Genomic DNA, 14,189 nt, shown 5'->3' on the forward strand with positions numbered 1-14,189 from the left:
GCCCCGCCTTATTCTTTTAATTTTCTTTAGCGCTCTTCGATTTGTAGCCGAAAGGTACTTTGCTTTCCGTGCCATTTCTGATCCGGTAAATGTTGGAACGGTGGCGGTAGATGATGAAAATCGTCAAAAGGATCGTAACGAGCGTCAACGGCCAATCATGAAAGAAGAAGGAAAGTGCGACCGCCGTAAAACAGACCAGGATGCTGGAAAAGCTGACCATTCTTGAGAAGTACAGGTAGATGACGAAAGCGACGACGGCTTCCCCGAAGAAAAGCGGATTGTAGGCCAGTAGGATGCCGGCGCTGGTGGCAACGGCCTTACCGCCTTTGAATCCGGCGAAAAGGGGATACGTATGTCCTAATGCCGCGACAACCCCAGCCAATAAGGGATGGATCTCGACTCCCAGCCAAATCGGCAATAAGGTAGCAACTGAGCCTTTCAGCATGTCCATTATCAGGACGATGATGCCGGCTTTTTTCCCCAACACGCGGAAGGTATTGGTAGTTCCGCTGTTCCCGCTGCCGTATTTGCGGATGTCTGTTTGATAAAAATATTTTCCGATCCAAATGCCTGACGGGATGGAACCCAAAAGATAGGCCAGGACGATGACGATTGCTGTCATACTCACTTCACTCCTAAGTTGATACTCCAATATAAAATAATTCCAGTTCATTTTACCATCTTATCCGCATTTTTCCTATAGGTGGTAGAATTCCGCCTTATTTTTTATACTTTTCAAAGTGAAAGATATACAGTATGATAGAATAGATGTTCGGTTCAGAACAGAGATGAAGGAGTTTTTTTATGGCACAAAATAAAGAATTTAAATATAATGACGACTCCATTCAAGTGTTGGAAGGACTTGAAGCAGTCAGGAAACGACCCGGAATGTACATCGGATCAACTGATGCCCGCGGATTACATCATTTAGTATATGAGATAGTCGACAATGCGGTTGATGAGGCTTTATCAGGTTATGCTGATCGGATTGACATCACGATCCATGAAGACCAAAGCATCAGCGTCAAAGACAATGGCCGCGGCATGCCGACCGGGTTGCACGCTTCGGGGGTGCCTACCATCCAAGTCATTTTTACCGTGCTGCACGCTGGAGGGAAATTCGGTCAGGGCGGCTACAAAACTTCAGGAGGTCTTCACGGAGTGGGCGCGAGTGTCGTCAATGCGCTGTCCAAATGGCTGGAAGTGTCAGTCATCCGAGAAAGCACGCTCTATTCAATGAAATTCAAAGATGGCGGAAAACCCGCCAGCAAATTGATCAAAGCGAAAAGCGCCGCAAAAGCATCGGGCTCTTTGATTCATTTTTTGCCGGATAAAGAAGTTTTCGGAACAGCTCAATTGTCCTATGATGTTTTGGCGGAACGATTCCGGGAATCAGCTTTTTTGTTGAAAGGATTAACTATCACACTGAAAGATGAGCGGACTGAACAAAGCGATACTTTTTTCTTCGAAGAAGGAATCAAGGAATTTGTTGCTTACTTAAATGAAGAAAAGGATACATTGCACGATGTCGTTTATTTCAGCGGGGAGGCCGATGGGATCGAAATTGAATTTTCCTTCCAGTACAACGACGGCTATTCGGAGACGATTCTGTCGTTCGTCAACAACGTCCGCACGAAAGATGGCGGCACACACGAAACCGGTGCAAAGACCGCAATCACTAAAGCCTTTAATGAATACGCCCGGAAGATGAACCTGATCAAAGAGAAGGAAAAAAATCTGGAGGGCAGCGATGTCCGCGAGGGTCTTTCAGCAGTATTGTCCCTGCGCGTACCAGAGAATCTGCTCCAATTCGAAGGCCAGACGAAAGAAAAATTAGGCACACCGCAAGCACGTGCAGCCGTCGATAGTCTCATCAGCGAAAAGTTGAGCATTTACTTGATCGAAAATGGCGAAACAGCCCAAATGCTTGCCAGGAAATCACTTAAAGCCAGAGAAGCCAGAAATGCAGCGCGCAAAGCCCGTGAAGAGACGCGGAACGGCAAAAAACGCCAAAAAAACGAATCGCTGTTATCCGGTAAACTGACGCCGGCGCAAAGCAAAAATCCGAAAAAGAACGAACTTTATCTCGTCGAGGGTGATTCTGCGGGCGGATCCGCCAAACAAGGGCGCGACCGCAAATTCCAGGCGATACTTCCGTTGCGTGGGAAAGTCATCAACACCGAACGCGCGAGCATGCAGGATATATTAAAAAACGAGGAAATCAACACGATCATCTACACAGTCGGTGCAGGGGTAGGTGCAGATTTCGACATTAAGGATTGCAATTACGATAAAATCATCATCATGACCGATGCGGACACGGACGGTGCCCATATTCAGATTTTGTTGCTGACTTTCTTTTACCGTTACATGAAGCCGTTGCTGGAAGCCGGAAAAATTTATCTGGCACAGCCGCCCTTATACAAAGTATCCAAGGGTTTCGGCAAAAATGAAAAAATCCAGTACGCATGGACCGAAAAGGAACTGCAGGAAAAAATCGATATCATCGGTAAAGGCTATATTCTGCAACGCTACAAAGGGCTCGGGGAAATGAACGCGGATCAGCTGTGGGATACCACGATGGATCCTGAAACCAGGACGTTGATCCGGGTGCTCATCGATGACAAGGCCCAAGCGGAGCGCCGGGTCACGACACTTATGGGAAACAAAGTCGAACCGAGAAGGAAATGGATCGAGAAGCATGTCGAATTTTCGATGTCCGATGACAAAAGCATTCTGGAACCAGACAGTGCACCAACGTCAGATAATGCGGAGGCGCATCTGCAGGAGAAAGTGAAGAAGGAATCTTCGGATCAGCAGACCGCTCAAGACATGGAGCAAATTTCGTTAGATTTTGAAAGTGGTGAAAAATAGTGGATAATCTGGAAATTAAAGAGCTGATGCTTGAAAACGTAATGGGGGATCGCTTCGGGCGATACTCGAAGTACATCATCCAGGATCGTGCTTTGCCGGATATCCGCGATGGACTTAAGCCTGTCCAAAGGCGGATCCTGTACGCGATGGATGTTGCCGGAAACACTTCGGACAAAGGCTTCCGTAAATCGGCTAAAACTGTCGGGAATGTCATTGGTAATTACCATCCGCATGGCGATTCCAGTGTCTATGAAGCGATGGTCCGGTTGAGCCAAGATTGGAAGATGCGAGAAGTATTGGTCGAAATGCACGGCAATAACGGGAGTATGGATGGGGACTCAGCCGCTGCGATGCGGTATACCGAGGCCAGGTTGTCAAAAATATCTGCTGAACTGTTGCGCGACATCGACAAGGAAACTGTAGACTTTGTGCTTAACTTCGACGATACTGACCAGGAGCCGACCGTATTGCCGGCTCGCTACCCGAATCTTTTGGTTAACGGCGCCACCGGCATTTCCGCCGGTTACGCGACCGATATCCCACCGCATAATTTAGGCGAGGTCATCGATGCGACCTTGCATCTGATCGATCACCCTGAGGCGGAGCTCAAAGCGCTCATGAAATATGTAAAAGGACCCGATTTCCCTACCGGAGCGATCATACAGGGTTTGGATGGCCTGAAGGACGCCTATAACACCGGCAAAGGAAAAGTTGTCGTTCGTTCGCGCACTTCCATTGAGAGTATCCGCGGCGGCAAACAGCAGATCGTCATTTCGGAAATTCCTTATGACGTCAACAAAGCGACGCTTGTCAAGCGAATGGACGAAATCCGCATCAACCGCAAGATCGAAGGGATCGCCGAAGTGCGGGATGAATCAGACCGCTCTGGGCTGCAGATCGTTGTCGAACTGAAAAAAGAAGCGAACGCGGAAGGAATCCTCAATTATTTGCTCAAAAATACGGATCTGCAAGTGAACTACAACTTCAATATGGTAGCAATCGACGAGCGTCGACCGAAGCAGGTAGGCTTGCATCAAATACTGAAAGCCTATATTCGTCACCAGAAAATCGTCATCACCCGCAGGACGAATTACAGCCTGAAAAAGGCAGAAACGCGCCTGCATATCGTGGATGCATTGATTAGAGTCATTTCAATTCTCGATGAAGTCATCCAATTGATCCGTGACAGTAAAGATAAAAAGGACTCCAAACAGAATCTGATGAAGCAGTATGCATTTTCGGAAACGCAGTCGGAAGCGATTGTTTCCTTGCAGCTTTACCGGTTATCGAATACCGACATCACGGCACTGCAGAACGAAAAATTGGAACTGAATGAGCAGATTGCGACTTACAAAGAAATCCTGAAACAGGAAAAAACGTTGTACGCTGTGATGAAGACAGAACTTGCCTCGGTCAAAAAACAATACGCGAATCCTCGCCGGAGTACAATCCAGCATGAAATCGAGGAAATCAAAATCGATACGGAAGTTCTCGTGCCTGTCGAGGAAGTCGTTGTCGTGATCACGAAAGAGGGCTACTACAAGCGGACTAGTCTGCGCTCATTTGGAGCCTCGACAATCGCAGAAATCGGCTTGCGCGAAGGAGATAAGCCGCTATTTGTCGGGAAAGCATCTACCCTTGATGCGATCGTGATGTTCACCAACAAGGGAGACTACCTACACTTCCCGATCCATGAGTTGCCGGAATTGAAATGGAAAGATACGGGGAATCATATCTCGCAAAACATTCCTTTCGCTCCGGAAGAAAAGATCATCAATGTAGAAATTCTCCCTAACAACAACGAACCGACCGGGACAATCCTATTCGTGTCAAAAGAAGGCTACATCAAACAGACATTGATGAGCGACTTCCGGACTTTCCGGGGCTACAGAAATAAAAAAGCGGTCGCCATGAAGCTGAAGAGCGAAACGGATGCGATTGTCTCTATCCAACGCTTGGAGGATAAACAAAACTATGATGTGCTCCTTGTGACACATTTCGGATTCAGTCTGCGTTATGCCGTTAATGAAGTAGGCATCATCGGAACGCGCGCCAGCGGGGTCAAATCCATCAATCTGAAGGACGGAGACATTGTAGTAGGGGGTGCCGCCTTTAAAGAAGGTGATGAGGATTTCCCAATCCTTGTGGTCACGCAAAGAGGGAACATCAAAAAATTCAAATCCGGCGAAGTCCCGATTTTGGGCCGCGCGAAACGGGGATTGATGCTGCTGAAGGAATTGAAGGCCAAGCCACACCGCATCATCTTTATGGATAGCGATCTATCATTGCCTAACCGTTATGCAATCCGCACCACAGTTGGTAACAGCGTTGTGGTGGAAAGCAAAGAAACGCCTTTCAGTCCTAGGTATTCCAACGGCAGTTTCGCAATCAACGAGAAGACGGATGGCGAAGTATCTGACATTGAGAAAGAGTTTGATTTTTCACAAATTAGAATTTTCTAATTAACTGTTATAAACAAAAAGCCAAAAAGGAAACTGTGTAATAATACAGTTTCCTTTTTTTTATGAAACAGATTATCAATCAAAATAAAGGTTTCACTAACTAATCGGAAGCTTGTGTCGCGTTTTTAAATTTACAAACGTTGCTATATCAACGTTTGTAAATGTTTTTCAAAAAGTTTACAAAAAGTTCGAAAAAAAGATTGATAGTTGTTGCACTTTCGTCTGTACGTGTTATAATATTCATGTAGAAACCTGTTACACATATCACAATGTGAAAGCACTTTATAGGAGGAATATATAATGGAACAATGGCAAGGGTTTAAAGGAAAAACTTGGAAAGAAGAAGTCGACGTTAGAGACTTCATCATCAACAACTTCTCTGAATACACAGGCGACGAAAGCTTTTTGGCTGGTCCTACTGAAACTACTATTCAATTATGGGATCAAGTTATGGATCTTACTAAGCAAGAAAGAGAAGCTGGCGGCGTATTGGACATGGATACAAAAGTTGTATCTTCCATTACATCTCATTCAGCAGGCTACCTGAACAAAGAAAAAGAGCAAATTGTCGGTTTCCAAACTGAAAAACCACTTAAACGCAGCTTGATGCCTTTCGGCGGTATCCGCATGAGCGAACAGGCTTGTGAAGAAGCAGGCTACAAAGTAGATCCAGAAGTTTCAATGATTTTCCGCCAATACAGAAAAACACACAACCAAGGCGTGTTTGACGCTTACACTCCAGAAATGCGTGCAGCAAGAACAACCGGCGTCATCACTGGCCTACCGGATGCATACGGCCGCGGACGCATCATCGGTGACTACCGTCGTGTAGCTTTATACGGTGTAGACTTCCTGATGCAGGACAAATTAAATGAATTCGCTAAAATCGGCGACGGCACGATGACTGAAGAAATCATCCGTCTGAGAGAAGAATTCAGCGAACAATACAGAGCTTTGAAGGAATTGAAAGAATTAGGAAACATCTATGGTTTCGATATTTCAAAACCAGCTACAAACGCTCAAGAAGCTTTCCAATGGTTATACTTCGGGTACTTGGCTGCTGTCAAACAACAAAATGGTGCAGCAATGTCATTAGGCCGTACTTCAACTTTCTTGGATATCTATATCCAACGCGATCTGGAAAACGGAACATTGACTGAAGAAACAGCACAAGAAATCGTTGACCACTTCGTAATGAAATTGCGTATGATCAAATTTGCACGTACGCCAGAGTACCAAGAATTGTACTCAGGAGATCCTCAATGGGTTACTGAATCACTCGCAGGTATGGCACATGATGGCCGCTCGTTGGTCACAAAATCAAGCTTCCGTTTCTTGAACACATTGACTAACTTAGGAGCAGCTCCTGAGCCTAACTTGACAGTTCTTTGGTCAACTAGATTACCTGATGGATTCAAAAAATATTGTTCTAAAATGTCTATCGAAACAAGCGCTATCCAATACGAAAATGATGACATCATGAGCCTTGAATGGGGCGACGACTACGGTATCGCTTGCTGCGTATCCGCGATGAGAATCGGGAAACAAATGCAATTCTTCGGAGCACGTGCTAACTTGGCTAAAACATTGCTTTACGCAATCAACGGCGGGATTGACGAAACGAAGAAAAAACAAGTCGGACCTAAATTGCAACCGATCACTTCAGAATACCTTGATTACGCTGAAGTTACTGAAAAATTCGATGTAATGATGGACTGGATCGTAGCTTTGTATGTGAATACATTGAACGTTATCCACTACATGCATGACAAATATTCATACGAATCATTGGAAATGGCTTTGCATGATACACACGTTGTCCGCACATTGGCAACTGGTGTGGCTGGATTCTCAGTTACAATCGACTCGCTTTCTGCTATCAAATACGCGAAAGTTAAACCGATCCGCGACGAAAACGGCATTGCTGTTGACTTCGAAATCGAAGGCGACTTCCCTAAATATGGTAACAATGATGATCGCGCTGACCAAATCGGTATCGACTTGTTGAAACAATACATGGGCAAAGTTAAGAAACACCAAACATACCGCAACTCTATCCCTACAACATCTGTCCTGACAATCACTTCTAACGTGGTTTACGGTAAGAAAACTGGTAGCACGCCAGACGGACGTAAAGCCGGCGAACCATTCGCACCTGGTGCTAACCCAATGCACGGAAGAGATACTCACGGCGCTTTGGCAAGTTTGTCTTCAGTAGCTAAGATCCCTTACAAATATTCATTGGATGGTATCTCAAATACATTCTCAATCATCCCTAAAGCTTTGGGACGTGAAGAAGAAGTTCAAAAAGAAAACTTGACTGCAATGATGGATGGCTACATCGCTAAAGGCGGCCACCACTTGAACGTTAACGTATTCAACCGTGAAACATTGCTTGACGCTATGGATCACCCAGAAAACTACCCACAATTGACGATCCGTGTTTCTGGATATGCTGTTAACTTCATCAAGTTGACTCGCGAACAACAAATGGACGTTATCAACCGTACAATGCACGAAATGATGTAATCTGCTTCAACTTGCATATTAATCGTATAAATTTAAACGGATGGATCATTTGATTCATCCGTTTTCTATCAAAGGGAGCGAAAGCTCGCTCTTTTTGATAGGAAATATTCCTTATGCGAGATACAATGAGATTAAGAAATAAACGACAGAGGAGTTTTTTTAAATGACTGAACCCTTAAAAGGATTTGTGCATTCAACAGAGAGTTTCGGTTCCGTTGATGGGCCTGGAATCCGTTTTATTATATTTATGCAAGGCTGCCGCATGCGTTGCCAATTCTGCCATAACCCGGATACATGGAACATCGGTGGCGGCAATGAGATGACAAGCGATGAACTATTGAATATGGCCCTCCAATACAAGCCCTTCTGGGGGCAAAAAGGCGGCATTACCGTCAGCGGCGGTGAACCTTTGCTGCAGATCGACTTTCTGATCGAACTATTCACGAAAGCCAAAGCCCAGGGCGTGCATACGACTCTGGACACGTGCGGTTTGCCGTTCACTTATGATGAGCCTTTCTTCAGCCAATTCAACAAACTGTTGGCAGTGACTGATCTGATCCTCTTGGACATCAAACACATCGATAGCCAGAAGCATAAAGAATTGACAATGTGGCCGAACGAAAGCATCATCGAACTGGCGAAATATTTGTCGGAAATTAATCAGCCGGTTTGGATCCGCCACGTGCTGATTCCAGAGCGGACAGACTATGACGATTTCTTGATTCGTCTGGATGCTTTCCTGAAAACATTGAAAAACATCGTCAAGGTGGAGATTCTGCCATACCATAAAATGGGCGTCTACAAGTGGGAAACATTGGGAATCCCTTACCAATTGGACGGAATCGATCCGCCTACCGCCGAGCGTGTCGAAAATGCAAGAAAACTTTTGCACACAGAAGACTACAAAGGTTATTTGGATCTGTAAAATAATACTATTTTTCAAGGAAGAAAAGAGAATTGCCATTGCTCTTTTCTTCCTTTTTTATTATGATAAATTAAGACAATGGAAGAGAGAGTGAATCGAATGAATAAACTGTTAGTTTTTGGGCACCAAAATCCGGATACGGATGCGATCACATCTGCAATCGCATACGCCTACTATCTGAATCAAAACGGAATCGAAGCAGAAGCTGTGGCTCTTGGCCTGCCTAGTGAGGAAACAGCCTATGCTCTGAATCAATTCAAGACAGAGGCTCCGCGCGTCATCGAGACGGCAGCAAACGAAACGGATACGGTTGCTTTGGTCGACCATAACGAAGCGCAACAAAGCGTCAGCGATATCAAAGATGTCGAAGTGTATGCCGTCGTGGATCATCACCGCATCGCGAACTTCGAAACGGCCAACCCGTTGTATTACCGTGCAGAGCCAGTCGGTTGCACAAATACGATCCTTTACAAAATGTTTAAAGAAAAGAATATCGCGATCCCTGCCGACATCGCCGGCTTGATGCTTTCTGCCATCATTTCCGATACTTTATTGTTCAAATCGCCGACTTGCACGCCGGAAGATGAAGAAGCGGCAGCAACTTTGACAGAAATCGCCGGTGTTTCCTTGAATGAATATGGTCTAGCGATGCTGAAGGCTGGAACAAACCTGGACGATAAGTCAATTGCAGAATTGTTGACTTTGGACGCGAAATCATTCCCGATGGGCGATAAAAACGTCCGCATCGCACAAGTGAATACGGTAGACGTTCAGGATGTTTTGAACAGACAAGTTGAGCTTGTTGCCGCCATGGAAGCTGAAAACAGCGCGCAAGGTTATGATGTTTTCTTGTTGGTGATCACAAATATCATCGACAGCGATTCTGCTTTATTAGCTGTAGGCTCGCATTTGGAAACAGTCGAGGCAGCATTCAGTGTCTCGTTGAACCAAAATGTTGCGTTGCTGCCGGGCGTAGTTTCACGCAAAAAACAAGTAGTGCCGCCATTGACGGAAGCATTCTCGAAATAATCACTGCGAAAGGGCGGAGCTGCAACTCAGTTAATCTGATATGTAGCTCCGCTTTTTTCACGCCATCAGCAAGGTGAAGAAGGGAGTTGAGGACTTGAAAATTGGGGTATTGTCGGACCTGCATATAGACTCGAATGCGAAAAGGCTGGCGCCAGGGCAAACGTATGACCATCTCTTGGCGGAGCTGCTGTATAACCAAGAAATCGATTTGCTGTTGTTGGCGGGGGATGTCTCTTCCGATTACCACGATACCTTTACTTTCTTGGATCGCATGCGTGACCATAACGTTTCGAAAATCCAATTCGTGCCTGGCAATCATGATTTCTGGTCCATCCGCAATCACGAAGAGGACACGGACCGGATCTATCAGTTGTTCAAGGAACGGGATGAAAATCCTGTCGGAAATCCGTTTTTGATAGGGGATAACTGGGCAGTCGTAGGGAATCCGGGTTGGTATGATTATGGGTTCGCCAGCGACCGCTATACAATAGAAGAGTTCTCAAGGAAAAAGCTGAAAGTCGGAGGGTGGAATGACCGCCAGTACGTGCATTGGCAGAACGATGATCGCGCGGTTGCAGCAGCCATGCAGGAGGAATTGGAAAACGACCTGAAGGAAGTCAGCAACCGGAAAATAATCATGATGACACATGTTGTGACGCATCCGCAATTCGTCATCCCGCTCCCGCATAAGGTATACGATTACTATAATGCTTTCCTCGGCAGCAAAAGCTATATGCAAGTGTATGATCGCTATCCAATCGCGCACAGCATTATGGGCCATGTTCACTTCCGGAAAATGCTGCATGAGAATGATACGACCTTTTATTGCGCATGCCTTGGCAGTGCGCGGCATTGGTATACAGAAGATCCTTACATCGAAATGGCCTATACTATGGAAGAATTCCTGGTTGACATGTAAAGGGCAGCATTCCCTCGAGGATTCAGGGATCGGATTGTGCCCAGCCTTTCAGAGAGGGTTATTGCTTTCCTTTTGGCAAAAATAAGTTATTCTTATCTTGTGGGCACGCACATATAGCACAATCAGAATACAACAAGTTAGAGGTGGGTTTTAATGAGAGCATTCGACTTGTCGGATAAAGGGATATACACGCAAACGAAGGATTGGAAAGCGGCTGATTGGATTCATGTGGAGAATCCGAGCAGTGATGATGTTGAGAATTTGATGGCAATTTTCGACATTCCAAAGGACTACATCATGGATTCATTGGACGAATATGAGATTCCGCGACAGGAGAATGTCAAAAATGGTGAAGGGGACGATATTAATCTTCTGATTGTCCTCTTCCCAAAAATGCGATCGGTGCAGGAAAAATATACGGAGTATCATACGTATCCCCTATCGATCATAACGATCAATGGAACCTTGATAACTGTCTGCAAAGAAACTCCTTCCTTTATGACACGCATAATGAAGAACGAGTCCTTCAAAAATGAACTAGCAACAACGCAACAGCACATCATTTTATATATATTATGGGAATTGACGAAGAGTTTTGTTCACCATCTGAGGGAAATCGATGGCATCATCGAAGATCTGCAGATTCAAATAACCAGTGCTACCCATAACGAATATTTTTATAAGCTGATTGCTCTGCATAAGAGCTTGGTTTATTTTGAGACATCCATCAATAAAAATCATCCTTTGATAACGGAGTCCATCCATGAGGCGGTGTTAGAGGATGACATACAAAGCCAGGAATTGCTGCATGATATCATCGATATCTCAAACCAAGCCGAAGTGATGGTCACCGAATCAAGCAAGATGATCGATCAACTAAGCGAAGTTTTTTCGAGCGTGATTACAAATAATTTGAACAACATCATGAAAGTTTTGACTTCGATCACCATCGTCCTGACAATCCCAACCATCATGGCAGGGTTCTGGGGCATGAATGTCGATCTGCCCTTTGAAAATCATCCGTGGGCGTTCGGCATAACTAGTCTGATCACAATCTTCATCTGTTTTTTAACGGTCTATTGGTTGAAGAAGAAAGATTACTTCTGACATTGTGTGTGAATATTGATGAGTAACATCATTCTGAAGCGTAATCGGCAATTATGTCTGCCGATTACGCTTTTTGCTGTGTCATTTAGGTACAGGAAATCTGCCATGGTTGGTATACTATAGGAGGGAGATGATGCGAGATGGTGGAGGATTTCCAGAGTTGGTTGGAGAGTTATGATTTGGAAAAACTCTTCAGTGATAAAAGGGATAAGGAAACAATCGACAAGGAAATGTTTCTGTTCGTCAAATCGAATGATTTCGACAACTATTTTTCTTTTGACGGTGAGTTGGGAGCGCTGTACGAAAAAGAAGGTACGCTATTGCGGGTCTGGACCCCGACAGCAAAATCCGTGGAAGTTTGGACGTACACAGATGATTCCATCAAGAGACCTTCCCAAAAAGTAGCGATGGTGCAGAAACCAAAGGGGATTTTTGAAGCTTACCTGCCTGGTGATCAGCACGGTACTATTTATGTCTATAACATTATGTTCCTGAATAACCGCGAAACAATCACAGTTGATCCTTATGCTCGAGCAACGACAGTGAACGGTATAAAATCGGTCATTACGGACTTGCTCAGGACGAATCCTGACGGGTGGGGGGAGCGGCTGCCTGCTTTTGGTCTCCCGGAAGAGGCAATTATCTACGAGCTGCACATCCGGGATTTTTCCATATCCGAAACGAGCGGGATCGTGAATAAAGGGAAATTCCTTGGTTTGATCGAAAAAAACACAAAAAATCCCAGTGGGTTAAGCACAGGTTTGGATCACCTGATTGATTTGGGAATCACCCATGTCCAGATTTTACCGCTGTTCGATTATGCCACAGTCGACGAAGCGAATCTGACGAAACCGCAATACAATTGGGGCTATGACCCGCTGAACTATAATGTTCCGGAAGGCTCCTATTCCAGCAATCCCTTTGACCCATTCAATAGGATCATTGAGTTGAAGCAAATGATTCAAACGCTGCATGCCAACGGTTTGAGGGTGATTATGGATGTCGTCTATAACCACGTTTACGATCCGAAAGATCAAGCTTTGGAAAGAACGGTTCCAGGTTATTTTTACCGCTACAACGCCGATGGGTCGCTGGCGAATGGTACCGGCGTCGGAAATGACACGGCCTCAGAAAGACATATGATGCGCAAATACATCATCGACAGCGTAATATATTGGGCAAAAGAATACCATCTTGATGGTTTCCGCTTCGATCTGATGGGAATCCACGACTCGGTCACAATGAATGCAATCCGGGAAGCGTTGGATAAAATCGATCCCTCCATCATCCTCATCGGTGAGGGATGGGAAATGAGTACGCCACTCCCGGAGGACTTAAAAGCTTCCCAGAGAAATGCCCAAGCAATGCCAAGGATTGCCCATTTCAACGATTCGATCCGGATAGCGCTGAAAGGCAGCGATTTCGGCGACGAAACGGACAGGGGCTTCATTAGCGGTAAAAATTATCAGGAAGATCTGTTGCTCCGGAACATAAAAGGCGGCATGCATCTTTCCAGCCACAGCAGCTATGTCGACCCGGAACAAGTCATCCAGTATGTGGAAGCACACGATAATTTGACGCTCTATGATAAATTGTTGCGTTCCAATCCGAAAGATAGTGAGGAGGTGCGCATCAAAAGGCACACATTGGCAACCAGCATTCTGTTGCTGGCTCAAGGTATACCCTTTATCCACGGCGGGCAGGAGTTTTTAAGGACAAAAGAAGGGGTGGCCAACAGTTATCAGTCTCCCGATGAAATCAACCAGTTTGAATGGGAGCGGGTGACAATGTTTCAGCAATCAGTGGCCTACGTCAAAGGGCTGATTGCGCTGCGCAAAAGTGAATATTTGTTCCGTTTGCATACCCACGAAGAAATTGATGCGCATTTCACAACGCTCAGCGAAAATTTCAATATCGTAGCTTTTTCCTTACAGGACGAGGCGAAAAAATATATCGTCGTTTTCAATGCGAATCGAAATGATACGATTTTTCGGATGGAAAAAAGAAAATATGCTATCCTTGTTGAAGACAACCAGGTATTCTTGGATCGAAAGCCTGAAGCTGCCGTGATGGAATCAATCCTAGTCAAAGCCCATACGACTTCCGTATTTTATGTGGAAAATCAGTAAAAAACGATATTTAAACAGGATTTCGTACATGATTTTTTGTGAAAACGATTAAATATCTCTTTATCATGCAAATATACCAATATTCATATATTAAATCAAAGTTTCTTAGTAAACAAATGTTCATACGTTGTTTTTACCGTTTTAACAACATTTGGTGTCGCTTACAAATATTTTTGAATGTTCTAACATACCGTGTTAGTTTCTCAATATATATC

The 14,189-nt window shown here is 44.9% G+C and carries 9 protein-coding genes; 8 read left to right on the forward strand and 1 reads right to left on the reverse strand.

All coding sequences use genetic code 11. The features are described 5' to 3' along the window. Positions 1-16: 16 nt before the first annotated feature. Positions 17-622, reverse strand: a complete 606-nt coding sequence (gene plsY, locus WBM30_RS04340; RefSeq protein WP_424899547.1) for a glycerol-3-phosphate 1-O-acyltransferase PlsY — start codon at positions 620-622, stop codon at positions 17-19. Between the two features lie 182 nt (positions 623-804). On the opposite strand from plsY, the gene parE reads away from it, so the two are divergent. The 8 genes from parE to pulA all read left to right on the forward strand — a co-directional run bounded on the left by parE (position 805) and on the right by pulA (position 13,974). After that, the gene (gene parE, locus WBM30_RS04345) at positions 805-2,874 is read left to right on the forward strand and encodes a DNA topoisomerase IV subunit B (RefSeq protein ID WP_424899548.1); all 2,070 of its coding nucleotides are present in this window, start codon (positions 805-807) and stop codon (positions 2,872-2,874) included. 26 nt (positions 2,875-2,900) lie between these two features. Continuing rightward, on the forward strand, positions 2,901-5,336 hold the full coding sequence (gene parC, locus WBM30_RS04350; RefSeq protein WP_424899555.1) for a DNA topoisomerase IV subunit A: 2,436 nt from the start codon (positions 2,901-2,903) through the stop codon (positions 5,334-5,336). Positions 5,337-5,636: 300 nt separating this feature from the next. Then, positions 5,637-7,865, forward strand: a complete 2,229-nt coding sequence (gene pflB / locus WBM30_RS04355; RefSeq protein ID WP_424899549.1) for a formate C-acetyltransferase — start codon at positions 5,637-5,639, stop codon at positions 7,863-7,865. Positions 7,866-8,028: 163 nt separating this feature from the next. Then, positions 8,029-8,790, forward strand: coding sequence for a pyruvate formate-lyase-activating protein (gene pflA / locus WBM30_RS04360; protein WP_424899550.1), 762 nt, complete (start codon positions 8,029-8,031; stop codon positions 8,788-8,790). A gap of 99 nt (positions 8,791-8,889) precedes the next feature. Then, entirely contained in the window at positions 8,890-9,819 is a 930-nt protein-coding gene (locus tag WBM30_RS04365; RefSeq protein ID WP_424899551.1) for a manganese-dependent inorganic pyrophosphatase, read from the forward strand. A 94-nt stretch (positions 9,820-9,913) separates the two neighbouring features. Beyond that, the gene (locus WBM30_RS04370; protein ID WP_424899552.1) at positions 9,914-10,738 is read left to right on the forward strand and encodes a metallophosphoesterase; all 825 of its coding nucleotides are present in this window, start codon (positions 9,914-9,916) and stop codon (positions 10,736-10,738) included. Between the two features lie 153 nt (positions 10,739-10,891). Further along, complete coding sequence (locus tag WBM30_RS04375; protein WP_424899553.1) at positions 10,892-11,845, forward strand: magnesium transporter CorA family protein; 954 nt, start codon at positions 10,892-10,894, stop codon at positions 11,843-11,845. A gap of 140 nt (positions 11,846-11,985) precedes the next feature. After that, the gene (gene pulA, locus WBM30_RS04380) at positions 11,986-13,974 is read left to right on the forward strand and encodes a type I pullulanase (protein WP_424899554.1); all 1,989 of its coding nucleotides are present in this window, start codon (positions 11,986-11,988) and stop codon (positions 13,972-13,974) included. Positions 13,975-14,189 lie beyond the last annotated feature (215 nt).

It is taken from the genome of Trichococcus sp. (assembly GCF_049684335.1).
Taxonomy (GTDB): Bacteria; Bacillota; Bacilli; order Lactobacillales; family Aerococcaceae; genus Trichococcus.